24 protein-coding genes are annotated in these 25096 nt (G+C 64.3%); 8 read left to right on the top strand and 16 right to left on the bottom strand.

The window, feature by feature from the left end; all coding sequences use genetic code 11:
• Window positions 1-29: 29 nt before the first annotated feature.
• The 6 genes from tatC to E7681_RS11975 all read right to left on the bottom strand — a co-directional run bounded on the left by tatC (window position 30) and on the right by E7681_RS11975 (window position 5033).
• Window positions 30-983, bottom strand: coding sequence for a twin-arginine translocase subunit TatC (tatC, locus tag E7681_RS12000; protein ID WP_136339542.1), 954 nt, complete (start codon window positions 981-983; stop codon window positions 30-32).
• Entirely contained in the window at window positions 980-1591 is a 612-nt protein-coding gene (gene tatB / locus E7681_RS11995; protein ID WP_136339541.1) for a Sec-independent protein translocase protein TatB, read from the bottom strand. Before tatB ends, tatC begins: the two co-directional genes overlap by 4 nt.
• Before the next feature lie 3 nt (window positions 1592-1594).
• Entirely contained in the window at window positions 1595-1810 is a 216-nt protein-coding gene (locus E7681_RS11990) for a twin-arginine translocase TatA/TatE family subunit (protein WP_136339540.1), read from the bottom strand.
• A 137-nt stretch (window positions 1811-1947) separates the two neighbouring features.
• A complete protein-coding gene (locus E7681_RS11985) occupies window positions 1948-3036 on the bottom strand; it encodes an ABC transporter ATP-binding protein (protein WP_246032474.1) in 1089 nt (362 codons plus the stop codon).
• Between the two features lie 83 nt (window positions 3037-3119).
• A complete protein-coding gene (locus E7681_RS11980) occupies window positions 3120-4160 on the bottom strand; it encodes a methyltransferase domain-containing protein (protein ID WP_136339539.1) in 1041 nt (346 codons plus the stop codon).
• A gap of 93 nt (window positions 4161-4253) precedes the next feature.
• Window positions 4254-5033 (bottom strand): SDR family oxidoreductase, encoded by a 780-nt coding sequence (locus E7681_RS11975; protein WP_136339538.1) that lies wholly within the window; start codon window positions 5031-5033, stop codon window positions 4254-4256.
• 169 nt (window positions 5034-5202) lie between these two features.
• Here E7681_RS11975 and E7681_RS11970 point away from each other — a divergent pair, with 169 nt between their 5' ends.
• The 8 genes from E7681_RS11970 (at window position 5203) to E7681_RS11935 (ending at window position 14639) form a co-directional block, all read left to right on the top strand.
• Window positions 5203-6207, top strand: coding sequence for a Hint domain-containing protein (locus tag E7681_RS11970; protein ID WP_136339537.1), 1005 nt, complete (start codon window positions 5203-5205; stop codon window positions 6205-6207).
• Window positions 6208-6267: 60 nt separating this feature from the next.
• The gene (locus tag E7681_RS11965) at window positions 6268-7101 is read left to right on the top strand and encodes a universal stress protein (RefSeq protein WP_136339536.1); all 834 of its coding nucleotides are present in this window, start codon (window positions 6268-6270) and stop codon (window positions 7099-7101) included.
• 41 nt (window positions 7102-7142) lie between these two features.
• Entirely contained in the window at window positions 7143-8753 is a 1611-nt protein-coding gene (locus tag E7681_RS11960; protein WP_136339535.1) for a peptide chain release factor 3, read from the top strand.
• 98 nt (window positions 8754-8851) lie between these two features.
• Window positions 8852-9712, top strand: coding sequence for an alpha/beta hydrolase (locus tag E7681_RS11955; RefSeq protein WP_136339534.1), 861 nt, complete (start codon window positions 8852-8854; stop codon window positions 9710-9712).
• On the top strand, window positions 9709-10329 hold the full coding sequence (locus tag E7681_RS11950; RefSeq protein WP_136339533.1) for a hypothetical protein: 621 nt from the start codon (window positions 9709-9711) through the stop codon (window positions 10327-10329). Before E7681_RS11955 ends, E7681_RS11950 begins: the two co-directional genes overlap by 4 nt.
• Window positions 10330-10372: 43 nt before the next feature.
• Window positions 10373-12115 carry a glycosyltransferase family 2 protein gene (locus tag E7681_RS11945; protein WP_136339532.1) on the top strand — a complete coding sequence of 581 codons (1743 nt, stop codon included), beginning with the start codon at window positions 10373-10375 and terminating at the stop codon, window positions 12113-12115.
• Complete coding sequence (locus tag E7681_RS11940; protein WP_246032468.1) at window positions 12112-13059, top strand: glycosyltransferase family 2 protein; 948 nt, start codon at window positions 12112-12114, stop codon at window positions 13057-13059. The genes E7681_RS11945 and E7681_RS11940 overlap by 4 nt, the downstream gene beginning before the upstream one ends.
• A gap of 143 nt (window positions 13060-13202) precedes the next feature.
• Window positions 13203-14639, top strand: a complete 1437-nt coding sequence (locus E7681_RS11935; protein ID WP_136339530.1) for a DEAD/DEAH box helicase — start codon at window positions 13203-13205, stop codon at window positions 14637-14639.
• A gap of 208 nt (window positions 14640-14847) precedes the next feature.
• Here the strand turns inward: E7681_RS11935 and E7681_RS11930 are convergent, their stop codons facing one another.
• From E7681_RS11930 to nuoI, 10 genes are all read right to left on the bottom strand, one after another.
• Entirely contained in the window at window positions 14848-16515 is a 1668-nt protein-coding gene (locus E7681_RS11930) for a ribonuclease J (protein WP_136339529.1), read from the bottom strand.
• Window positions 16512-17291: a type III pantothenate kinase gene (locus E7681_RS11925; RefSeq protein WP_136339528.1), complete on the bottom strand. Its 780-nt coding sequence runs from the start codon at window positions 17289-17291 to the stop codon at window positions 16512-16514. The genes E7681_RS11930 and E7681_RS11925 overlap by 4 nt, the downstream gene beginning before the upstream one ends.
• Before the next feature lie 11 nt (window positions 17292-17302).
• A complete protein-coding gene (locus E7681_RS11920) occupies window positions 17303-18052 on the bottom strand; it encodes a biotin--[acetyl-CoA-carboxylase] ligase (RefSeq protein WP_211089795.1) in 750 nt (249 codons plus the stop codon).
• Window positions 18053-18129: 77 nt separating this feature from the next.
• On the bottom strand, window positions 18130-19569 hold the full coding sequence (nuoN, locus tag E7681_RS11915) for an NADH-quinone oxidoreductase subunit NuoN (protein WP_136339526.1): 1440 nt from the start codon (window positions 19567-19569) through the stop codon (window positions 18130-18132).
• Window positions 19570-19586: 17 nt separating this feature from the next.
• Window positions 19587-21131, bottom strand: coding sequence for an NADH-quinone oxidoreductase subunit M (locus E7681_RS11910; protein WP_136339525.1), 1545 nt, complete (start codon window positions 21129-21131; stop codon window positions 19587-19589).
• Window positions 21131-23242: an NADH-quinone oxidoreductase subunit L gene (gene nuoL / locus E7681_RS11905; RefSeq protein ID WP_136339524.1), complete on the bottom strand. Its 2112-nt coding sequence runs from the start codon at window positions 23240-23242 to the stop codon at window positions 21131-21133. The genes E7681_RS11910 and nuoL overlap by 1 nt, the downstream gene beginning before the upstream one ends.
• 6 nt (window positions 23243-23248) lie before the next feature.
• Window positions 23249-23554 carry an NADH-quinone oxidoreductase subunit NuoK gene (gene nuoK / locus E7681_RS11900; protein ID WP_136339523.1) on the bottom strand — a complete coding sequence of 102 codons (306 nt, stop codon included), beginning with the start codon at window positions 23552-23554 and terminating at the stop codon, window positions 23249-23251.
• 35 nt (window positions 23555-23589) lie between these two features.
• A complete protein-coding gene (locus E7681_RS11895) occupies window positions 23590-24198 on the bottom strand; it encodes an NADH-quinone oxidoreductase subunit J (protein ID WP_136339522.1) in 609 nt (202 codons plus the stop codon).
• The gene (locus E7681_RS11890) at window positions 24195-24602 is read right to left on the bottom strand and encodes a carboxymuconolactone decarboxylase family protein (RefSeq protein ID WP_136339521.1); all 408 of its coding nucleotides are present in this window, start codon (window positions 24600-24602) and stop codon (window positions 24195-24197) included. Before E7681_RS11890 ends, E7681_RS11895 begins: the two co-directional genes overlap by 4 nt.
• Window positions 24599-25093, bottom strand: coding sequence for an NADH-quinone oxidoreductase subunit NuoI (gene nuoI, locus E7681_RS11885; RefSeq protein WP_136339520.1), 495 nt, complete (start codon window positions 25091-25093; stop codon window positions 24599-24601). The genes E7681_RS11890 and nuoI overlap by 4 nt, the downstream gene beginning before the upstream one ends.
• Window positions 25094-25096: the final 3 nt, after the last annotated feature.

The following is a 25096-nucleotide window of genomic DNA, read 5'->3' as shown; positions in this document are numbered from 1 at the left end:
CGCCGCTGCAATTCGTTTCAGGTGTTTCTTCACTTGGACTTGTCCTTGTCGTCCGCCTCTTCGTCCTCGTCGAACTCTTTCATCAGCGGATCGTCAGTCAGAAGCGGGTCGTCATGCACGGCCTCGGCTTCGGGCTCGTCTTCATCCTCATCTTCTTCGTCGTCATAGTAACCTTCGGCGCGCAGGCGTTCCTCGCGCTTTTTCTCGACGCGGCGGACCAGGAAGATCGAGATCTCGTAAAGGCCGTAGACCACCACGAACAGGATGACCTGCGTCACCACATCCGGCGGGGTCACGATGGCGGCCAGGATCAGGATGCCGACGATGGCGTATTTGCGCACGTTGGTCAGGCCCTCGGCGCTGACCAAACCGGCCTTGCCCATCAGGGTCAGCAGCACCGGCAGCTGGAAGCACAGGCCAAACGCCACGATGAACTTGATCGTCAGGCTCAGGTATTCCTGCGCCGAGCCTTGGAAAGCGATGCCTGCGGTGGCGTTCTCGACGTCGCCCTCGTTCAGGACCGAGCCGACCTGCTGGAAGCCCAGGAAGAAGTCGAAGGCCATCGGAGTGACGACGAAATAGGCGAACGAGGCACCCAGAAAGAACATGAACGGCGAGGCGATCAGGAACGGCAGGAACGCACCGCGTTCGGACTTGTACAGCCCCGGGGCCACGAAGCGCCACATCTGGAAGGCGATGTAGGGGAAGGACAGCACCAGCCCCCCGACCAGCGAGATCGAGATGGCGACAAAGAAGCCCTCTTGCAGCTTGATCAGGATCAGGCCGCAGTCGCTATGCCCACGCTCGGCCATGGCCTGGCACAGCGGGTGGGTCAGGAAGTTGAAGATCGGGTTCCAGACCGTGAAACAGATCACCATGCCGACGATGAAGGCGCTGACCGAGTGGATCAGGCGCGTCCGCAGTTCGGCCAGGTGCTCGATCAGGGGCGCGCTGGTATCTTCGATCTCTTCGGGCTTGCTCATGCCTTATCCTCGGCGGAGGGGGTCTTTTTCGCGGCCTTCTTGGCCGGAGCCTTTTTCGCGGCAGGCTTGTCAGCGGCTGCGGCGGGTTTGGCGGCCGTCGTCTTGGCTGCGGTTTTCTTGGCCGCAGGCTTTTTCGCCGGGGCCTTCTTGGCCGGCTCGGCGGGGGCCTTGTCGGCGGCCTTGTCGGCGGCCTTTTCAGCCACCTGCTCAGCAGGCTCGGCCTTGGCCGCCTCGGCAGCCGCTTCGGAGGCGCGGATTTCCTCGCCCTTCTTCGCGGTTGCGTCGTGGATTTTCTTGGCCATCGCGGCGCGCTCAGGATCCAGCGAGGAGCTGGGCTCCCACGCCTTGAAGCTGTCGGTCGCCTCTTTGACCTTGTCCATCCCGAATTGCTTGGGGTTGGCCGCAGCCCGCAACGAGGCCGAGATGTCTTTCACACCCGACTCATCTGCCGCGTCTTCCATGGCGCGGCTGAATTCCCGCGCCATGCCTTTTGCCTTGCCGACAAACCGGCCGACCGAGCGGAACAAGCCCGGCAAATCCTTCGGCCCCACGACGATCAGAGCGACAATCGCGATGAGCAGAAACTCGGTCCAGCCGATGTCGAACATGGATCAGGCCTTGTCCTTCTCGGACTCGGGCGTCACGTCCTTGGCGGCGTCGGCTTTCTGGTCTTCCAGTTCCTTCGCGCCATCGTTGATGCCCTTCTTGAACGAGGTGATGCCCTTGCCCACTTCGCCCATCAGCGAGCTGATCTTGCCACGGCCGAACAGCACCAGCACAACGACGGCAATCAGCAGAAGGCCGGGAAGGCCGATATTGTTAAGCATATTGTTTCTCCCTTTCCTGGGTTCTTGTTGGCGAACCCTACGAAAACACGCTTCGTATCTAATGATGAACCGCCCCGGTTGGAAGAACCAAAGCGCCGCAATACCGTATTTTTCGTATATGTTCGGCGGAGCGGCGCCTAATGCGCGCCCTTGCCGGCCGGAAACACGAAACAACGGTCGCGCCGGAACATCAGCCACAGCGGTTTGCCGGGCTTGGGCAGGAAGACGTTGGGCACCGTCGCCTTCAGGATCGAGCCGTCGAAATCCATGCGGATTTCCACCAGGCTTTCCGACCCCATGAAGCGCGCGCGCACCACCTCGCCCCGTGCAGCGACGCCGTCTTGGGGGGTGGGCAGCGGGCCCTTGCCCGCGCGATCAAAGTCGATTTTCAGGTGCTGCGGGCGGATCACGATATCCACCTGCGCGCCGTCCGGCACACCGGGGGCCAGGAATTGGCCAAAGGGCGTATCGGTCAGCGCGCCCTTCACGGTACCGCGTATCACGTTGATATCACTGAAGAACGCCACCGCTGATTTGTCGATCGGAGCGTTGTAGATGTTGTAGGGCGCGCCCTGCTGGACGATCTTGCCCTTGCGCATCAAGGCGATCTCGTCGGCCATGCGCATCGCTTCTTCGGGTTCGTGCGTCACCAGCAGAACGGCGGCGTCCTCTTCCTTCAGCAACTCCAGCGTCTGGTCGCGGATATCGTCGCGCAGACGGTTGTCGAGGCCCGAGAACGGCTCGTCCATCAGCATGATCTTGGGACGCGGCGCCAGCGCACGGGCCAGCGCGACGCGCTGTTGTTCACCGCCCGACAGCAGGTAGGGGAAGCTGTCGATGAAGCGTTTCAGCCCGACCTTGTCCAGCAACTCTTCGACCCGGGCGCGTTTTTCGTCCTTCGCGCCCTTCAGGCCGAAAGCGACGTTTTCCCCGACACTCAAGTGCGGGAACAGCGCGAAATCCTGGAACATCAGGCCGATATGGCGGCGTTCGGGCGGGATGCGGAATACGGTGTCGCAGATCAGCTTGCCGTCGACGTAAATCTCGCCGCTGTCCTGCATCTCGACCCCGGCGATCATGCGCAGGGTCGTGGATTTGCCACAGCCCGAGGGGCCAAGCAGGCAGGTCACCTGCCCCGGCATCACCCGCAAGGACACGTCATCCACCACGCGCTGCCCGCCGAACGAGCGGACGATGTTGCGGATTTCCAGTCTTGGGGCAGTCAGCTGCACGCGGGCCTCGCGGTTTTCCGATGAATTTTATCGGGTTTCAAAAGCCAGATAACAAGCCACGCCCCCACGCACAAGCCTTAGCAGCACGATGCGGCGGAAACGCCCGTTTCGCGTTCGAACGGGCTTTCGCCGCCGCAGCCCTCGAAGATGCCGTAATGGGTGGAAAAATCGCCAATGAAGCGGAAATGCGGGGCAAAACGCGTGTCCGCCAGCATTTTCCACGTGTTGCCGCAGACGGGGAACACCTTGCCGGTTTGCATGACGTGGTGGTCGTCCAGCTCGAACGCGTGGGGGGCGTGGGGGATGGTGCCGTTGTAGATCACGGCCTGACCGTAATCCTCGCAGGCGGTTTCCAGCCCGTCCAGTTTGAACAGACGGTAAGTGGCCGAGGTGAAGCTGAGCGGCGCGATCCGCGCCTCGAGCGTGGGGTTTTCGATGGTCAGCGGGCGGTGCGTGACAAGGCGCGGGTCGTCGAACCCGGCACGCTTGGCCAGCGTCAGGAAGTCGTTCCAGTAGAGCGCGCCGGACAGGCATTCGCCGTACAGAACCTCGTCCTCGGCCATGGCCTGCGGCACGCGGCGATCGGCGTAGACGTCCGAGAAATACATCTCGCCGCCCGGTTTGAGCAGGTGATACGCCCCGCGCAGCACGGCCAGTTTGTCGGTGGACAGGTTCACCACGCAGTTCGAGACGATCACATCAAAGCTGCCGGGTTCCAGCCCCAGCTGGTCCAGCTGCTCGATAAAGCCTTGGTGGAATTCAACATTTTCATAGCCGAACTGCTCGGCGTGCCAGGCCTGATGGCGGCGGGCGACGTCCAGTTGCTCGGGCGTCATGTCGACGCCGACGACGCGGCCCTTGGGCCCGACCAACTGCGCCAGCGCGTAGACATCGCGCCCCGCGCCGCAGCCCAGATCCAGCACGCGCGCCCCTTCGAGCGCCAGCGGCATCACCAGACCGCAGCCGTAATAGCGGGTCAGCACCTCGTCATGGATCGCGGACAGCGCGGCCTTGACGTAGTCGGGCATGGCGTCGGGGGTGCAACAGGCGTTGGTTTGCAGATCGTCACTGCCCTGCAAAACCTTGCCGTAATAGTCCTGAACATTCTCGTGTTTCATGGCCGCCCTCTGGAAAACGTAAGATTTTGCCGGTTTTTCGTACATTGGAAAACACCGGGGCAATGCGCAATCGCCCCGGTGACGCAGGTGCGCTTACATCGTGGTGTTGGTTGCGCCGCCGTCCAGCAGAACATTCTGCCCAACGATGAAAGCAGCATGACGCGAGCACAAAAATGCGCACATCGCACCGAAGTCGCGCGGATCGCCGTCGCGCCCGACCGGAATCGAGGCTTGACGCGTTGCCGTCACCTGCGCGACGGGCACGCCGGACTGATCCGCCGCCCGCGCATCCAGCGAGGCGATGCGGTCGGTCGCGTGTTGCCCCGGCAGCAGGTTGTTGATGATGACGCCGTGCTTGGCCACCTGACGCGAGGTTCCGGCGACATAGCCCGTCAGCCCCGCGCGGGCCGAGTTCGACAGGCCCAGCACCGCGATCGGCGCCTTGACCGAGACCGAGGTGATGTTGACCACGCGGCCCCAGCCCTTGTCGATCATGCCGGGCAGCAGCGCCTTCATCAGCGCGATGGGCGTCAGCATGTTGGCGTCCAGCGCCTTGATGAAGTCGTCACGCTCCCAATCCGTCCACATGCCGGGGGGCGGGCCGCCCGCGTTGGTGACGAGGATGTCGACACCCTGCGCGGCCTCCAGCACCTTGGCGCGGCCAGCGTCCGAGGTCACATCGGCGGCGACGGTCACGACAGTCACGCCGTATTTGGCGCGAATGTCGGCGGCGGTCGCCTCTAGCGCGTCGGCGCCGCGTGCGTTCATGATCAGATCGACGCCTGCCTCTGCCAAAGCCTCGGCGCAGCCACGGCCAAGGCCCTTGCTGGAGGCGCAGACCAATGCGCGTTTACCCTTGATTCCCAGATCCATCCTGTCTCTCCCCTGTTTTTCCTGCCCCAAGGTCTAGGGCGCGGTCGGGGGGTTGGCAATGCGGGGGGTGTCAGGAAATCTCCGCCGCGTTGACCTGACGGTGCCACAATCCTAGGCTAGACCACCCGGGCGCGCGGGCTGATCCGCCGCCCGGAACCTATGGGGCCTTATGTCGAAACCATCCCGAACCACGCTGTCGCTGAACGTGCTGCCCGCAGCCCGGCTGCGGGTGGAGCATGGCGCGAATCTGGGCGATGCGCTGTCGGTGGCGGACGATCTGATCCCGGACGATACCTATGGTCTGGCCGATGGGCCGATGCTGAGCCTGTCACTGATCCCCGATGGGGCGGGCCGGTTCCGCATCGCGCAGGACAGCGCGACGGGGACACCGGGGGCGGCGCTGGTGCTGGACAGTTGCCTGACGATGATGTCGCCGGACGGGCGCACCAGCGAGCTGCTGGTGCTGGTCGAGCTGGACGAGGGCCATATCGGTGCGATCTACGCCCTGCCGCTGGCCGGGCTGGCCAGCAAGACCGATTACCTGCTGGTCGGCATCGAGCGTGACGCCATCGCCGCACGGCTGGCGCAGGTGGCCTGCGTGTCCTTCTCGCGCGGGACGCATGTCACGCTGGCCACGGGCGAACAGCGCCGGGTCGAGGATCTGCGCGTCGGCGACCGCATCCTGACCCGCGACGACGGCCCGCAAGAGCTGCGCTGGATCGGCCAGTCCACCATCCGCGCCGAGGGCGATCTGGCCCCGGTCCGCATCGCCGCCGGCACCCTGCACAACACCGAGGCGTTGGTGGTCAGCCCCGATCACCGGCTGTTCATCTACCAGCGCAGCGACCAGCTGGGCGCGGGCCGCGCCGAGGTACTGGTGCGCGCGCGGCATCTGGTCAACGGCGACTCGGTGCGGCGGCTGGAGGGCGGCTTTGTCGACTATTTCCAGCTGCTGTTCGACCGGCACCAGATCATCTTTGCCGAGGGGATCGCCACGGAAACCCTGCTGCTGGACGACACCACCAGCCCTGCCCTGCCCGACGATTTGGCGGCGCGGCTGCTGGACGGCGGCCAGCACCACGATGCGCGCGATCATCAGGACCTGGAGGTCGGCGAGGCGATCGCCTGCCGCGCCGATGTGGTCAGCCTGCTGCGACGCGCCACCACAGGCTAATCCCTTGGCGCATCGGGGGTCTTGCGGCACAATGCAGGCAAGTCACCCCGGAGAACCGCCATGACCAAGCATATCGTCGTTGCCACTGACCTGTCTCCGCGCGCCGACCGCGCCGTCGCCCGCGCCGTACTGCTGGCGCGCGAGCATGGCGCCCGGCTAAGCCTGCTGCACGTGCTGGACGACGCGATGCCGGACGACGTGCTGCGCCACATCCAGCCGCGCACGACCGAGCATCTGGAACGTTTCGCCGCCTCGGCCGCCAAGGGGCTGGACTACAAGGTTCTGCCCTGCGTCGGCGACCCGACCGAGACCTTGCTGGACTGGGTGGGCGACCTGTCGCCCTCGCTGCTGGTGCTGGGCACGCACCGCCCCCGCACGCTGATGGACGGCCTGCGCGAGACGACCTCGCAACGCGTGGTGCGGCTGACGAATTGCCCGGTGCTGGTGGTCAAGGAGCGCGCCGACCAGCCCTATGACACGATCCTTGCGGCGACGGATTTCTCGCCCTCGGCGACGGCGGCGCTGAACCTGGGCCACGCGCTGGCCCCGAAGGCAGCGATGATCCCGGTGCACGCGCTGTACTTGCCCTATGAGGGGCTGGCCGGACACTCGGACCAAGCGCGCCATGCGCTGCACGCGGCGATGATTGCGGATGCGCACACGGCCGATGCGCAATGGCGCGCGGGGCATGCGCTGCCGGTGACGCTGGGCCATACCCAGTTTCCCACAGGCGGGGCGTGGATGCAGCTGAACCGCACCGCGCACGAGTCCCGCGCGCAACTGATCACCGCCGGGGCGCATGGCCGCGCGGGGGCGCATCGCGCGCTGCTGGGCAGTCTGGCCACCGACCTGTTGCGCGACCCGCCCTGCGACGTGCTGATCGCCCGCGCCTGATTTCCTTGCCAAGCCCCGCGCGCGCAAATATATGCGCGAGCATGTTGGACAGTGCCTCGAACCGCCCCGAACTGCCGCCCGAAATCGCGCGGCGCCGTACCTTCGCGATCATCTCGCACCCGGACGCCGGTAAAACGACGTTGACGGAAAAATTCCTGCTGTACGGCGGCGCGATCCAGATGGCGGGCCAGGTGCGCGCCAAGGGCGAGGCACGGCGGACCCGGTCCGACTTCATGAAGATGGAGCAGGACCGCGGGATTTCCGTGTCCGCCTCGGCCATGTCGTTCGATTTCGGCAAGTTCCGCTTCAACCTGGTGGACACGCCCGGCCACTCGGACTTCTCGGAAGATACCTACCGCACGCTGACCGCCGTGGACGCCGCCATCATGGTGATCGACGGCGCGAAAGGCGTGGAAAGCCAGACGCAGAAGCTGTTCGAGGTCTGCCGCCTGCGCGATCTGCCGATCCTGACCTTCTGTAACAAGATGGACCGCGAATCCCGCGACACGTTCGAGATCATCGACGAGATTCAGGAAATGCTGGCCATCGACGTCACCCCGGCCAGCTGGCCGATCGGGACGGGCCGCGATTTCGTCGGCTGTTACGACCTGCTGCATGACCGGCTGGAACTGATGGACCGCGCCGACCGCAACAAGGTGGCCGAGTCGATCAAGATCAAGGGCCTGGACGATCCGCTGCTGGAAAAGCACGTGCCCGCCGATCTGGTCGCCAAGCTGCGCGAAGAGATCGAGATGGCGCGCGAGCTGCTGCCCGCGCTGAACCCGCAATCCGTGCTGGAGGGGCATATGACCCCGATCTGGTTCGGCTCGGCGATCAACTCGTTCGGCGTGAAGGAACTGATGGACGGTATCGCGGAATACGGCCCCGAGCCGCAGCCGCAACAGGCCGCCCCGCGCCAGATCCTGCCCGAGGAAACCAAGGTCGCGGGCTTTGTGTTCAAGGTGCAGGCCAACATGGACCCCAAGCACCGCGACCGCGTGGCCTTCGTGCGTCTGGCCTCGGGGCATTTTGAGCGGGGCATGAAACTGCTGCACGTCCGTTCGAAGAAACCGATGGCGATCTCGAACCCGGTGCTGTTCCTGGCCGCTGACCGCGAACTGGCCGAAGAAGCCTGGGCCGGCGACATCATCGGCATCCCGAACCACGGCCAGCTGCGCATCGGCGACACGCTGACCGAGGGCGAGGCCCTGCGCGCCACCGGCATCCCGTCCTTCGCGCCGGAACTGCTGCAGACCGTGCGCGCCGCCGACCCGATGAAGGCCAAGCACCTGGAAAAGGCGCTGATGCAATTCGCCGAGGAAGGCGCTGCCAAGGTGTTCAAGCCCAACATCGGCTCGGGCTTTATCGTGGGCGTCGTGGGGGCGCTGCAGTTCGAGGTTCTGGCCTCTCGGATCGAGCTGGAATACGGCCTGCCCGTGCGGTTCGAGCAGACGCAATTCACCAGCGCGCGCTGGGTGTCCGGCCCCAAGCTGGAGGTCGAGAAATTCGTCAACGTGAACAAGCAGCACATCGCGCATGACCACGACGGCGACATCGTCTACCTGACCCGCCTGCAATGGGACATCGACCGCGTCGAGCGTGATCACCCCGAGATCAAGCTGACCGCGACCAAGGAAATGCACGGCGAATAACGCCGACGCCGGGGCCTGTGCAAATGGCCCCGGCGCCCTATTTCTGCCACAGACTCGGATCATTAACCCTGTCCACCGCTGATGGATCGGAAAGAGACATGTCTGCCCGGCGCGCTGCCAAATCCCTGTATTGTCGACTGCTGGCCCTTGTGCTGGCCGCGCTGACCCTGTGCGCCGCGCCGCTGGCCGCGCAGCCCGATCTGGCCGACCTGCCCTATGGCCCCGACCCCAAACAGCAGCTGGACGTCTACCTGCCCCAGACCACCGCGAATGCGCCGGTGATCGTGCTGGTGCATGGCGGCGGCTGGCGCTTTGGTGACAAGGCCAACGATCCGGTCTGGCGCAACAAGGCCGCGCATTGGACGGCGCTGGGGGCCATCGTGGTCAGCGTGAACTACCGCCTGCTACCCGAGGCCAACCCGCTGGAGCAGGCGCAGGACGTGGCGCGCGCGCTGGCCTATGTGCAGGACCATGCGGTGGAATGGGGCGGCTCTGCGCAGCGCGTGGCGCTGGTCGGGCATTCGGCGGGCGCGCATCTGGTGGCGCTGATCTCGGCCGATCCGGGGCTGGCGCAGGCGATGGGCGCGCGGGGTTGGCTGGCCTCGGTCGCGCTGGACACGGCGATGCTGGACCCGCTGACGATCATGAGCACCGCGCCCTCGCCGCTGTATATGCAGGCCTTCGGGGACGACCCCGCGTTCTGGACGCAGGTCTCGCCGCTGGCGCGGTTGCAGCCCTCGGCCCCACCGATGTTGCTGGTCTGCTCGACCCAGCGCGTGAACCCCTGCCCGCAGGCGCGCACCTTTGCCACCAGCCTGACGGCGCTTGGCGGGGTGGCGCGGGTGCTGCCGATCGACCTGTCGCACCGCGCCATCAACGAGGCGATCGGCCTGCACCCCGCCTATACCGCCGAGCTGGACGCCTTTCTGCGCGACACCGGCCTGTGGGGGCCGTCATGAGCCCGCTGCAAAACCGTGTTCTGCCCACGGGCGAGATCGTCTCGCATCCCGGGCGGGGGACGCTGACGGGGAACCGGGGCATCCTGCACGGGCCGGATGGCCGGCTGGGCACGGCGCGTTGGCGGCATCCGCATTGGGTGTGCTGCGAGGTCAGCTTTCGCGAACGCTATCACGGGCCGATGCCGGACAACGGCTGGACCGCGCTGTTTTTCCTGGACGAGGCCGTGGCGCTGGCCGCCGGGCACCGCCCCTGCCACCAATGCCGCCACGCCGATGCCGGACGGTTCCGCGCCGCGTGGGACCGGGCCTTTGGCGGCACGGCCAGCACCCAGACCATCGACCGGACCCTGCACGCCGCAAGGGTGGATCGCAGGCGCGTGCAGATCCGCCACCGCGCACAGGCCGACACCCTGCCCGCCGGAGCCTTTGTGCTGACCGACGCGCCCTATCTGCTGACCGAGACCGCCGCCCTGCGCTATACCCCCGGCGGCTATGTCAGCGCGACGGCCCGCCCCTTGGGCGAGGTGACCGTCCTGACACCGCAGCCGATCGTGCAGGTGCTGGCGGCGGGCTATCAGCCGCGGCTGCACCCGGACGCGGCGTCGTTGATCCCGTGACGCAGGCCTTGCGGCGGTGTCGCCCTCGCGCCATTCTCGCGGCATGAGCGACGACAGATTCACCCCCTTTCCCGGCGGTTTCCGCGCCATCCTCAAGCGCGCCGCCGAACGGCAGGAGGCGCTGAGCACCGAGGACGACGAGGCGCTGCCGCCGCTGGACGTGGAGCTGGCCTCGCTGAAAACCCGTCTGATCGACCCCGACGCGCCGGAAATGGGGATTTCGCGCAGCGGGTACGCCCGCAAGTACCGCGAACTGGCGCTGCAATTCGGCGACCGGCCGGCGCTGTTGCACCTGCACGGCCTGCTGATCGCCCACCTGCGCCGCAAGGAACAGCCCGCCCACACCGCGCAGCTGTTCGTGCGGCTATGGGCCGAGGAGGCCGCGTTTCTGCTGGCCGAGCTTGACCCGCGCTGGCTGGTCTCGGCCGTCACCACCTTTGGCGACCACGGTCAGAACGCAGCGCAGCGCAAGCTGGGTCAGGCGCTGTCGGTGCTGTTCGGGATGATGAAGCTGTACGAGGCCGAGCGACTGTTTTCCGGCCTGTCACCGGACACCCCGTTTGACGGCCAGAAATCCCACGCTGCACTGCCGATGCGGATGGACCCGTACAGTCTGGATAATGGCGGGCTGGACGTGAACATGCTGGCCTCGCTTTGGGAACAAACAAGCAAGGACAAGGTGTTGCGCCCGCTGGCCCGCCGTCTGCTGACCCTGCTGATCGAAGACCCCGCCACGCTGTTCGCCCGCTTCCAGCACATGCGCACCGCGCGCGAGGCGCAGGGCATCCGCCGCAAGGGGCGCACCCGCAAGGAACGGATGGCAAAGGTGCCCGCCGCCGCCCTGCCGCAAGGGGCGGACGGGCTGCGCTGGGGCACGGTCTCGATGGTGAAGGCGCCGCTTTTGGACATCGCGCGGTTTGCCGCACACCATCTGGAGCTGGGCGCGGACCGGGTCACGCTGTATCTGGACGACCCGCAACCCGGCGTGGCCGAGTACCTGTCGCGCCACGACAAGATCAGCGTCATCGCCTGCGACGGCGCGTTCTGGGAGGCGCAGAAAAAGCCTCGGATGAAGGCGCACCAGATGCGGCAGGCCTATCTGGCGACGCAGGCCTATTACCAGCCGGGGCTGCACTGGATCGCGCATATCGACGTGGACGAGTTCCTGATGCCTCAGGTGCCGATGCGCGAACTGCTGGCCTCCGTTCCGGTGACGGACGCGATGCTGCGCCTGCCTCCGGCTGAATTGCTGGCCGGCAGTCAGGGCGATGAGCTGTTCAAACTGACCCCGGCGCAGGCCGGTCACAAGCGCGGCGTGCTGGAGGATATCTATCCCAATTTCGGCGCCCACCTGCCGGGCGGATTTGTCAGCCACCGCGAAGGCAAGAACTTTGTCCGTTGCGGGCTGGACGGCATCCGCGTCGGCATCCACGGCGCGTTTCAGGGCGGGGACGAGATCGCCAACCGGGCGACGGACGACCAGATCCGCCTTGGCCACGCGCACGCCCCCGACTGGCCGTTCTTCCGCGACCACATGGCATTTCGCATGACGCGCGGGTCGTACCGCAAGACCGACGAGAACAAGATGCGCCTGCTGGACATCCTGCAATTCCTGCAAGACGATAGCGGCGACGACGGCATCCGCGCGTTCTTTGCCGAAGTGTGCGAAGCCTCGCCAGCGCTGGTGGCCGCGCTGGAACAACACGGGATGCTGCTGCGTTACCCGCTGGATCTGGACGCAAAGGTGACCCGCCACTTCGGCGCACTGCCCGGATCGGAGGAATGAGCATGGGCAACAGCTGGGGCATCGTCAGCACGATCAAGGCCCCGACGGCCGAGATCGAGGCGTTCTGCGCGCATCACCTGGAGTTGGGGGCGCAGCGGCTGTACATCTATCTGGACGACGACAACCGCACTGCCTTTGACAGCCTGTCCGCGCATCCGAAAATCCGGCCCGTGTTGTGCGATGACGCCTATTGGCAAGCGCGCGGCCGCCGCCCCGGCAAGCATCAGGTCCGGCAGGTGGACAACGCCGCACACGCCTATGCCCTGCCCCCCGATGTGGACTGGCTGGCCCATATCGACGTGGACGAGCTGATCTGGCCCGCCGCCCCCCTGCCCGACCTGCTGGCCGCCCTGCCCGACGACTGCCTTGTCGCGCGGATGCGCCCCTCCGAGGCGCTGGCCAGTCCGGCCCCCGGCCTGCTGACCCACTTCAAACGCTTCACGCTGGAGCGCGCCACCCGCGACCGCCAGACCCTGCGCGTCTACCCCACGTTCGGCGAGCATCTGAACGGCGGGTTCCTGTCCCATGTGCAGGGCAAGCTGATCTACCGCACCGGCATCCCGGGGCTGGACGCGCGCATCCACAACGTGATCCTGAATGGCGAGCAGAACCCCGGCCAACAGGAACTGACCGGGGTAGAACTGCTGCACCTGCACGCCAAATCGTGGGAGGATTTCGCCCGCGCGTTCCGGTTCCGGCTGAACCGGGGCTCGTACCGGTCGGAACTGCGGGCGGCCAGTCCGGGCGGCGCCTCGATGCACCAACTGTTCAGCACGCTGCTGGACGAAAGCGGCGAGGCGGGCCTGCGCGTGTTCTACGAAGAAGTCTGCACCGCCACCCCCGCCCTGCTGGACCGGCTGCACCAGGAGGGGCTGCTGTCGTCATACCCCCTGGACCTGGCGCGCAAGCGCAAAGACCACTTTCCGGACAGCCAAAAAGGCTAACCTTCTGGCCGCATTGACCAAAGCCGCTGTTAGAGCTATACCGCGCCCACAGGAAGACCTAAGTGCACGACCCAAGGGGCCGCTTGCGGCCTGACTTCCATTGATGCTACGGGCCTGAAAGTGTCCGTAAAATACGGATACACATGACAAAATTCTCTGATCTGAAGCTCGATCCCAAAGTCCTGAAAGCCATCGAAGAGGCCGGCTATGAAAAGCCGACCCCGATCCAGGCAGGCGCCATTCCGCCCGCACTGGAAGGCCGCGACGTTCTGGGCATCGCGCAGACGGGCACCGGCAAGACCGCCAGCTTCACGCTGCCGATGATCACGCTGCTGGCCAAGGGCCGCGCCCGCGCCCGTATGCCGCGTTCGCTAGTGCTGTGCCCGACGCGCGAACTGGCCGCCCAGGTGGCCGAAAACTTCGACACCTACACCAAGCACCTGAAACTGACCAAGGCCCTGCTGATCGGCGGCGTCTCGTTCAAGGAACAGGACGCGCTGATCGACCGCGGCGTCGACGTGCTGATCGCCACCCCCGGCCGCCTGCTGGACCATTTCGAGCGCGGCAAACTGCTGCTGACCGGCGTGCAGATCATGGTGGTGGACGAGGCCGACCGGATGCTGGACATGGGCTTCATCCCCGATATCGAGCGGATCTTCAGCCTGACCCCGTTCACCCGCCAGACGCTGTTCTTCTCGGCCACGATGGCGCCCGAGATCGAGCGGATCACCAACACCTTCCTGTCCGCCCCCGAGCGGATCGAGGTCGCCCGTCAGGCCACCACCTCGGACACCATCACGCAGGGCGTGGTGATGTTCAAAGCCTCGCGCAAAGATCGTGAAGCATCGGAAAAACGCACCCTGCTGCGCGCGCTGATCGACAGCGAAGGCGAGAACTGCAAGAACGCGATCATCTTCTGCAACCGCAAGGTCGACGTCGATATCACCGCGAAAAGCCTGAAGAAATACGGCTATGACGCGGCCGCGATCCACGGCGATTTGGACCAGAAGGTCCGCATGAAAACGCTGGACGAATTCCGCGACGGCACGCTGCGCTTCCTGGTCGCCTCGGACGTGGCCGCACGCGGCCTGGACATTCCGAATGTCAGCCACGTGTTCAACTTCGACGTCCCCTCGCATTCCGAGGATTACGTCCACCGCATCGGCCGCACCGGCCGCGCAGGCCGCAAAGGCACCGCGATGATGATCTGCACCCCGCGCGACGAAAAGAACTTCGCCGCGATCGAGGACTTGGTGAAGCTGGAAATCCCGCGTCTGGAAAACCCGCTGAAGGACCACAAGCCCGAGCCGGAAGCCAAGAAGGACGCCGAGAAACCGGCACGCTCCTCGCGCAGCTCGCGCTCGAAAAAGTCCGCGGACAAGCCGGTCGAGGCGAAGGAACCTGTCAAGGAAACAGCCAAGGAACCTGCGGCCCCGGCCCGCGAACAACGCGAACTGCGCGAGTCCCAGCCCCGCAATGATCGGCGCGACCGCAAACCCCGCGGCGGCGATGTCGTGGGCATGGGCGATCACCTGCCCAGCTTCATCGCGCTCAGCTTCGACGAGCGTCGCGCAGGCTAAACGCGATCCCATAGTGCGCCCGTTGGGGCGCGCAGGTTTTCTCGAAATCGGCCTTTGGCCGCTTCCTCGCAGCTGGGGCTCTGCCCCAGACCCCGGGATATTTGGGAAAAGAAGAAAACACGGCTGCGCTTCTTCTTTTTGAAAATATCCCGGGGGAGTCGTTGGAAATCGCAGATTTCAAACGGCGGGGGCAGCGCCCCCAGCCTTCTTACATCAGACGACTGATCACCACGGTGACTTCGGGCTTCTTACCGATTTCGTCAAGCGCAGTCTTGCGGACCACCTTTTTCAATTCGGCCTCAAGCTTATCGTCATCGCGCAGCGTGGCGCCTTTGGCGCGGCCCATGAACTGGTCCAGGTCTTCCTCAAGCGCGTCCACCAGCGGTGCGTTCGAGCGGCCGGTTTCGGACAGGCCGCGGACTTCGCACCAGGGCTCGCCCAGGGGTTTTCCGTCTTCATCTATGATGACCGTCACCAGGACATGGCCATTCAGCGCCATGCGGATACGGTCGCGCACAACGCCGTCCAACGCGCCGATCAGGCAGCGGCCGTCCAGATAAGTGCGGCCGGTTTCGACGTAGCCCGCCACTTTGGGGCCCTTTCCGGACAGTGAAACCATCACTCCGTTCGGGGCCACAATCGACTGGAACCCGTTGGATTCAGCCAGTTTTGCGTGTTCGCGCAGGTGGCGGTGTTCGCCGTGCATCGGCACGATGATCTGCGGTTTCACCAGCTTGTGCATGGTCACCAGGTCGGGACGGTTGGCGTGGCCCGAGACGTGGTAACGGCCTTGCGTGTCGTCGATCACGTCCACGCCCATTTCCGAGAACTGGTTCATGATGCGGATCACGCCGCGTTCGTTCCCCGGAATGGTTTTCGAGGAGAACAGGAACAGGTCGCCCGCTTTCAGCGTGATGCCGTTGTACTTGCCCCCGGCCAGCTGGGCAGAGGCGGCGCGGCGTTCGCCCTGGCTGCCGGTGACCAGCAGCATGACGTTTTCGCGCGGCAGGCTGGCGGCATCTTCGGGACTGATAACATTGGGAAAATCTGTCAGGACGCCGGTTTCGATGGCAGCCTGGATCATGCGGCGCATGGCGCGGCCCATCAGGCAGACCGAGCGGCCGGCGCGTTGGCCTGCCTCGGCCAGCGTTTTCACGCGCGCGACGTTGGAGGCGAAGGTCGTCGCCACCACCATGTGCGGCGCCTCGGAGACGAGGTTGGTGATTTCATCCGCGATGCTGGCCTCGGAACGGCCTGCGAAGGGATTGAAAACATTGGTGGAATCACAGATCAGCGCCCTGACGCCGGGGGCTGCGACCGAGGCCCAGAGATCGGGATCAAAACCCTCGCCCACGATCGGGGTGGGGTCCAGCTTGAAGTCGCCGGTATGCACGACGCGGCCTTCGGGCGAGTCGATCACCAGCGCCGAGCTTTCGGGAATCGAGTGCGAAATCGGCAGGAAACCGACCTTGAACGGGCCCGCTTGTACGGTTTCGGGCCAAGGTTGTACGGTCGTAACCGAGCGATCCGACAGGCCGTACTCGGCCATCTTGCCGCGCGCGATGTTGGCGGTGAAAGCGCGGGCATAGACCGGGGCGCCCAGCTTTTCGTAAAGATGCCCGACCGCGCCGACGTGATCCTCGTGCGCGTGGGTGATGAAGATCGCCTCTAGCCGGTTGCGGCGCTCGATCAGCCACGAGATGTCGGGCATGATCAGATCGATGCCGGGGGTCGTGTCCATGTCCGGGAAGGCCACGCCGAGATCGACGAGGATCAGGCGTTCCTCGTCCTCGGGGCCGTAGCCGTAGACATAGCAGTTCATCCCGATCTCCCCCGCGCCGCCGAGAGGGAGGTAAATCAGTCGATCCTTGCTCATGTGTTGCCCTGGTCCTTGTTGTATTGATGGATGACCGTCAGGCCATGAATGGTGAGATATTCGTCGAACACGTCAAACAGCGTGTCCCCCTGACCAAATAGCGGAGCCAGACCGCCTGTCGAGATGATCCGCATCGGCCGGTCATATTCGGCACGGATATGTTCGCAAATGCCGCGTACAAGGCCGACATAGCCCCAGAAGATACCGCTTTGCATACAGGCGACGGTGTTGGTGCCGATCACGCGCTGCGGCTTGGTGACGTCCACATGCGGCAGGGCGGCGGCCATTTCGTGCAGGGCCTGCAGCGACAGGTTCACGCCGGGGGCAATGACGCCGCCGACATAGGCGCCGTCCTCTGCCACCACGTCAAAGGTGGTGGCGGTGCCGAAATCCACGACGATCAGGTCGCCGCCGTAGCGGTCAAACGCGCCTGCAGTGTTGACCAGACGGTCGGGGCCGACCTGGGTACCCTCGTCCACGCGGGGGGCATTGGGCAGCAGGCAGTCGGGTTTGCCCACGACAAGCGGGCGACAGTTGAAATAGCGATCCGCCAGGACCCGCAGGTTGAACACGACGCGCGGCACGGTCGAGCTGATGATGACCGCGTTGATGTCCATGTCGATCTTGTGGTGCTGTAAAAGGCGGTCCAGCCAGACGAAATACTCATCCGCGGTGCGCTGGTGGTTGGTGGCGATGCGCAAGGTGCAACGAATGGACTCGCCGTCCCAGATCGAGAAAACGGTATTCGTGTTGCCAGTGTCGATAGCCAGAAGCATTCCTGTCTCCCTCAGAAAAATATCTCGGCCGCCGGGATGACCTCCCGCCCCTTGGGGGTGGATAGGACAATATTGCCCGTCTCGTCCACCGTCTCGAAGGTTCCGGTGGTTTCCTGACGCATGGTTCTGGCGGTGATCACCTGCCCCAGGCGCGCCGCACGGGACAGCCAGAGTTGCCGGATGGGGGCAAAGCCGTAGGTTCGGAACGTGTCCTCGTGCCGGGCATAGGCGGGGGCCAGCAGGTCAAGGAACGCCTCGGGCGTGATGCGGATGCCGGTTTCGCCGAACAGGCTGACCGGGCGGGTGGCGCCGGGTTCGACCTGCGCAACATCCGGAGAGGTGGCGAGATTGACGCCGATCCCGATGGCGATGTGGCTGACGCCCGCACCGTTGCCCGCGCTTTCCAGCAGGATGCCGGCCAGCTTGCCGCCGTTCAGCAGTACATCGTTGGGCCATTTCAGGGCCAGCAGATCCTCGCGCCCGGTTGCGGCGACCACGGCGTCATAGAGCGCCAGAGACGCTACGAAAGAGCGCAGCGCGATCCGGTCGGGGGTTTCTGCCGGGCGCATCACCAGGGTGCCTGCAAAATTGCCCTGCGGGTCGGTCCAGGCACGGCCCCGGCGGCCACGTCCGGCGGTCTGGCGCAAGCCCAGAATCCATTCGGGCCCGCTGAGCGAGGGCGCGATGCGCGCGGCCTCGGCGTTGGTGCTGTCGACGGTGGCCAGCACGCGGCGGCCGTAGCCTTCGGGCCAATCGGTCATGTCAGGCATCCCCGGTTCGCAAAAGCAAAGTGACGCGCACAAGGCGCGTCACCCAAAGGTTTTATCCGTCGAGTCAATCAGTTGACCAGCGTCGCGGCAGCCGCAGCGGCGGGCGCCTCGATGCCGAACAGGTTGACCACACCGAACAGCATCACCGCAGCCGAAGCCATCAGGAAGCCGTACAGGATCGGCGAACGGTTCTTGTCCAGCGCCTCGCCCTCGTTGCCGAAGTACATGTAGAACACGATGCGCAGGTAGTAGAACGCACCGATGACCGAAGCGACGACACCCAGCACCGCCAGCCAGATCAGACCGGCATCGTAGGCAGCTTTCAGCACGTAGAACTTACCGAAGAAGCCAACCATCGGCGGCACACCGGCCAGGCTGAACATCAGCACCAGCACGGCCAGCGCCTTGGCGGGCTCGCGCTTGGCGTAAAGGTTCAGCGCCTTGATGTCGGTGACGGGCTGGCCATCACGCTCCATCGACAGGATGAAGGCGAAGGTGCCGACGTTCATGGTCACGTAGATCGCCATGTAGATCAGCAGCGACTGCACGCCAAAGGCGGTGCCAGCGGCCAGACCCATCATCGCATAGCCCATGTGGGCGATCGACGAATAGGCCATCAGACGCTTGATGTTGGTCTGACCGATCGCAGCGACGGCACCGACATACATCGACAGCAGCGCCAGCAGCGAGATGATCTGCTGCCAGTCGGCGGTCACGCCACCAAAGGCGTCATGCAGCACGCGGGCGAACAGACCCATCGCAGCCATTTTCGGCGCGGTGGCGAAGAAGGCGGTGACCGGGGTCGGCGAACCTTCGTAGACGTCCGGGGTCCACATGTGGAAGGGCACGGCCGAGATCTTGAACGCCAGGCCCGACATCACGAAGACCAGACCGAACAGCAGACCCAGCGAGGCGTGGCCTTCGCCAGCGGCAGTGATGATGCCCGAGAACTGGGTGGTGCCGGCAAAGCCGTAAACCAGCGAGGAGCCGTACAGCAGCAGACCCGAGGACAGTGCGCCCAGCACGAAGTATTTCATGCCGGCTTCGGTCGACTTGGCGCTGTCGCGGCGCAGGGCAGCAACGACGTAAAGCGACAGCGACTGCAGTTCCAGACCCATGTACAGGGTCATCAGGTCAGCGGCGGACACCATGACCATCATGCCGACGGTGGCCAGCACGACCAGCACCGGATACTCGAACCGCAGCAGGCCGCGGCGCGACATGTATTCCTGGCTCATGACCAGAACGGCGGCGCCGCCCAGCAGGATCACGACCTTGGCGAAACGAGCGAACGCGTCATCGTGGAACAAGCCGCTGAAGGCGACATTGTCCCCCGCCCCGTTCAGCCCGATCCATGCGGCCACAACGATCAGCACCGCAGCGGTCGCCCAGGTCAGCAGGGCGGCCATGCGATCCTTGCCGGTGTAGACGGCCAGCAGCAGTGCCAGCATCGCGTAAACCGACAGCAGGATTTCGGGCAGGATAATGTTCAGATCAGCCTGGATCATCTCTCAGGGCTCCCGTTTCAGTGCGATGCGGCGACTTGCGTGGCGGTGTGACCCTCCGCAAGTGCCATGTCATAGTTGTGGACCAGCGCCTCGACCGAGGGGCCGATGATGTCGGTGACCAGTGCGGGGTAGACACCCAGCAGCAGGGTCATGACGACCAGCGGGGCAAAGATTGCCTTTTCGCGCGCGGTCATGTCGGTGATGGTTTTCAGGCTTTCCTTGATCAGGTCGCCGAACACGACGCGGCGGTACAGCCACAGCGCATAACCCGCCGAGAAGATCACGCCCGAGGTCGCCACAGCCGCCACCCAGGTGTTGGCCTTGAATGCGCCCATCAGCGTCAGGAATTCACCGATGAAGCCCGAGGTGCCCGGCAGGCCGACGTTCGCCATGGTGAAGAACATGAAGATCAGCGCGTAGGCGGGCATCCGGTTGACCAGACCGCCATAGGCGTCGATCTCGCGGGTGTGCATACGGTCATAAATCACGCCGACGCAAAGGAACAACGCGCCCGAGATGAAGCCGTGGCTGATCATCTGGAAGATCGCGCCGTCGATACCCTGCTGGTTGGCAGCAAAGATACCCATGGTCACGTAGCCCATGTGCGCAACCGACGAGTAGGCGATCAGCTTTTTCATGTCTTCCTGCACCAGTGCGACCAGCGAGGTGTAGACGATGGCGATTGCCGACATCCAGAACACCAGCGGGGTCAGCACGTCTGCCCCGATGGGGAACATCGGCAGCGAGAAGCGCAGGAAGCCGTAGCCGCCCATCTTCAGCAGGATCGCGGCCAGAACGACCGAACCGGCGGTCGGTGCCTGAACGTGCGCGTCAGGCAACCAGGTGTGCACCGGCCACATCGGCATCTTCACCGCGAACGAGGCGAAGAAGGCCAGGAACAGCAGCGTCTGCAGGCCGCCAACGACGTGGATGCCCAGCACCGAGAAGCTTTCCGATGCAAAGGTGTGGTGCATCAGCGTGGGAATGTCGGTGGTGCCGGCATCCGCATACATCGCAACCATCGCCACCAGCATCAGGACCGAGCCCAGGAAGGTGTAGAGGAAGAACTTGAACGAGGCGTAGATGCGGTTCGCACCGCCCCAGATCCCGATGATCAGGAACATGGGGATCAGGCCTGCTTCGAAGAACAGGTAGAACAGCACCAGGTCCAGCGCCATGAACACGCCCAGCATCAGCGTTTCCAGCAGCAGGAAGGCGATCATGTATTCCTTCACGCGCTTTTCAACGCCCCAGCTGGCCCAGATCACCAGCGGCATCATGAAGGTGGTCAGCATCACGAACAGAACCGAGATGCCATCCACGCCCATCTTGTATTTCAGGCCCAGCAGCCACTCGCGCTCTTCCACGAACTGGAAGCCCGTGTCGGCGGGGTTGAACTGCGCCAGGATGAACAGCGACACCAGAAAGGTGATACCGGTTGCCAGCAGCGCCGAGTATTTGGCGTTGCGTTGCGCCGCGGCATCCTCGCCTCGCAGGAAGATCGCCAGAATGGCGGCCGCCAGCGCGGGGATGAAGGTGACGATGGAAAGAAGGTTATCCATTATTCCGCCCCTCCGGTGAGCGTCATCCAGGTGATCAGGACGGCGATGCCGATCACCATGGCAAAGGCATAGGTAAAGATGTAACCGGACTGCGCGCGGCCAGCGAGGCGGGTGAAGAAGGGGATGATCCCCATCGCGACACCGTTGATCGTGCCGTCGATGACATTGGTGTCACCTTTCTTCCACAGGAAGCGGCCGATTGCCTTTGCGGGCTGCACGAAGATGAAGTCGTAGATCTCGTCGAAGTACCACTTGTTCAGCAGGAACAGGTACAGCGGACGCTGGGTTTCGGCCAGGCGCTTGGGCATCTCCGGGTTCACGATATAGAACCAGATTGCGACCAGCAGACCGACGATCATCGCGATGAACGGGCTGATCTTGACCCAGGTCGGGGCATGGTGCGCGTCGTTCATGACGGTGTTGTCGGGGTGCATGAAGATCGCGCCCTGCGGGGCCATCCCGTGATCCGCCGCGGCAGGCTCTGCTGCGGCATGGGTGGTTGCTTCGCCATGTGCGGCCGGGGCAGCGGCATGGGTGTCAGCAGCGGCACCGTGGCCTTCTGCGGCAGCCTCGGCATGGGCCGGGATCCCGAAGAATTCGTTCACCTTGTTATGGTCACCGAAGAAGCTGTTGTACCAGATCATCCCCGAGAACACGGCACCCAGAGCCAGCACGCCCAGCGGCACCAGCATGACCATCGGGCTTTCATGCGCGTGCTCATGCGTGTGCTTGTCGCCGCGCGGAGTGCCCCAGAAGGTCAGGAACATCAGGCGCCACGAGTAGAACGAGGTGAACAGTGCGGCGACGACCAGCATCCAGAAGGCATAACCCCCTGCGGTACCTGCCCAGGCGCTCTCGATCACGGCGTCTTTCGACAGGAAGCCGGCGAAACCGATATGGGTCAGCGGGATACCAACGCCGGTGATGGCCAGCGTCCCCAGCAGCATCGCCAGGAAGGTATAGGGCAGCTTTTTACGCAGACCGCCGTAGTTCCGCATGTCTTGTTCGTGGTGCATGCCGTGGATCACCGAACCGGCGCCCAGGAACAGCATGGCCTTGAAGAAGGCGTGCGTGAACAGGTGGAACATCGCGACCGAGTAGACGCCGACGCCAGCAGCCACGAACATGTAGCCCAGCTGCGACATGGTCGAATAGGCGATCACGCGTTTGATGTCGTTCTGCACCAGACCGATGGTGGCCGCGACAAACGCCGTGGTGGCCCCCAGGAAGGTGATGAAGGCGGTTGCCTCGGGCGCGTATTCCATCAGCGGCGACATGCGGCAGACCAGGAACACACCTGCGGTCACCATGGTTGCGGCGTGGATCAGCGCCGACACGGGGGTCGGGCCTTCCATCGCGTCGGGCAGCCAGGTGTGCAGGAACAGCTGTGCCGATTTACCCATCGCGCCGACGAACAGCAGGAAGGCCAGCAGGTTCGCCGCGTTCCACTCGGTCCACAGGAAGCTGATCTGGGTTTCCGCCAGTTTCGAGGCCGAACCAAAGATCACGTCAAAGCTGATGCTGTCGGTCAGGAAGAACAGGCCGAAGATGCCCAGGGCAAAGCCGAAGTCACCCACACGGTTGACGACGAATGCCTTGATGGCCGCCGCGTTCGCGCTGGGTTTCTTGTAGTAGAAGCCGATCAGCAGGTACGAAGCCACGCCAACGCCTTCCCAGCCGAAGAACATCTGCACCAGGTTGTCCGAGGTGACCAGCATCAGCATGGCGAAGGTGAAGAACGACAGGTACGCGAAGAAGCGCGCCTTGTAATGCTCGTGGTGGCCCCAGTTGTCGTCATGGGCCATGTAGCCGAACGAATACAGGTGCACCAGCGCCGAGACCGAGGTCACGACGATCAGCATGATCGCGGTCAGACGGTCCAGACGGATCGACCATTCAGTGCTGAGCGCGCCGGACTGGATATAGTCCAGGATGTGGATGTGTTTGACGGTGCTTGCGTCCAGGCCAAGGAAGATGACCCACGACAGCGCACAGGCCAGGAACAGCAGGCCGGTGGTGACGTATTGCGCGCCCTTCTCGCCGATCAGACGCCAGCCGAAGCCGGCAATCAGCGCGCCCACAAGCGGAGCAAAGAGGATGACGGTTTCCATTACTCTTTACCCCTTCATCACGTTGATGTCCTCGACGTCGATCGTTCCGCGGTTGCGGAAGAAGACGACAAGGATGGCCAGACCGATCGCTGCCTCGGCGGCGGCGACGGTCAGAATGAACAGCGTGAACACCTGGCCCACCAGATCCCCCATGAAGGAGGAGAAGGCGACAAGGTTGATGTTGACCGACAAGAGCATAAGCTCGATCGACATCAGGAGGATGATCACGTTCTTCCGGTTCAGGAAGAGGCCAAAGATACCTATGACAAACAGCGCGGACGCCACTGTCAGGTAATGTTCTATACCAATCATGTTTCCCTCGGTCCTTATTCTTCCAGCGGCGGGCCTTACAGGCCCTGCCCCGGTTTCACGTCTTTGAGTTCCATTGCGGTCGCCGGATCGCGGTACATCTGCGCCAGCACGTCCTGGCGCTTGATGTCGCGGCGGTGGCGCAGCGTCAGCAGGATCGCCCCGATCATCGCAACCAGCAGGATCAGGCCGGCCAGTTGGAACAGCAGGAAGTAGCGGTCGTACAGCAGCAGACCCAGCGCGGCGGTGTTTTCCACGCCTTCCGGGGCGACGGCGGTGCGCGCGGCCTCGGCGGTTTCAGCGGTTTGCCAGACGCCAAAGGCCATGCCCAGCTGCATCAGGATGATTACGCCGATCAGCAGGGCCAGCGGCATGTAGCGCGCCATTTCCGCCTTAAGCTCGGCAAAGTCCACGTCCAGCATCATCACGACGAACAGGAACAGCACCATGACGGCGCCCACGTAGACGATGACCAGAAGCATGGCCACGAATTCCGCCCCCAGCAGGACGAACAGGCCCGCCGAGCTGAGGAATGCCAGGATCAGCCACAGCACCGAGTGCACCGGGTTGCGGCTGATCACGGTGAACAGACCCCCGATGATGGCGCAGATCGCGAACAGATAGAATGCCAGCGCTGCAATCGTCATTTCGTTTTGTCCTCTTTGTCGTCCATCACCTCGCGGGCCAATTGCATGCCCTTGGTCATGGCGGGAATGCCTGCGAACATCGACATCTGTGCGACGGTCTCGGCGATTTCATCCTTGGTCGCGCCGGCCTCGAGGGCGTGGCGCACGGTCATTCTGAACCCGGTTTCGTTCTGGGCCCCCTGCATGGTCAGACCGGCCAGCGTCAGCAGCAGGCGGGTCTTGGCGTCCAGCCCGTCCTTGCTGATGCCCTTGCCAAAGGCCATCTCCATCATGTCCTTGGGCATGGTCGGCCACAGCGACTCGAAGCCCTTGGGCGAGAAGGACTCCAGCGCCGGGTTGAAGGCTTTGGCCATGGCCTGAGCCTGCTGCATCAGCATTTCGAACGGGTTGGTCGGGTCACTCATCGGTAGGGCGCATCCAGTTCGAGGTTACGGGCAATCTCGGCTTCCCAACGCTCGCCGTTCTCCAGGAGTTTTTCCTTGGTGTAGAACAGCTCTTCGCGGGTTTCCGTGGCGAATTCGAAGTTCGGGCCCTCGACGATGGCATCGACCGGGCACGCCTCTTGGCAGAAGCCGCAATAGATGCACTTGGTCATGTCGATGTCATAGCGCGTGGTGCGGCGGCTGCCGTCGTCGCGGGGTTCCGCGTCGATGGTGATCGCCTGGGCGGGGCAGATCGCCTCGCACAGTTTGCACGCGATGCAACGCTCTTCGCCGTTGGGATAGCGGCGCAGGGCGTGTTCCCCGCGGAAACGCGGCGACAGCGGGCCCTTTTCATGCGGGTAGTTCAGGGTGGCCTTGGGCGCGAAGAAATACTTCAGGCCCAGCTGGAACCCCTTCACGAAGTCGGCCAGCAGGAAGTACTTGGCCGCGCGTCCGTAATCGATCGATGCCATGGA

The sequence above is a fragment of the Thalassobius vesicularis genome, assembly GCF_004799325.1.
GTDB lineage: Bacteria > Pseudomonadota > Alphaproteobacteria > Rhodobacterales > Rhodobacteraceae > Thalassobius > Thalassobius vesicularis.
Note: the sequence above shows the minus strand (reverse complement) of the source record. Positions and strands in the feature narration are given on the sequence as shown.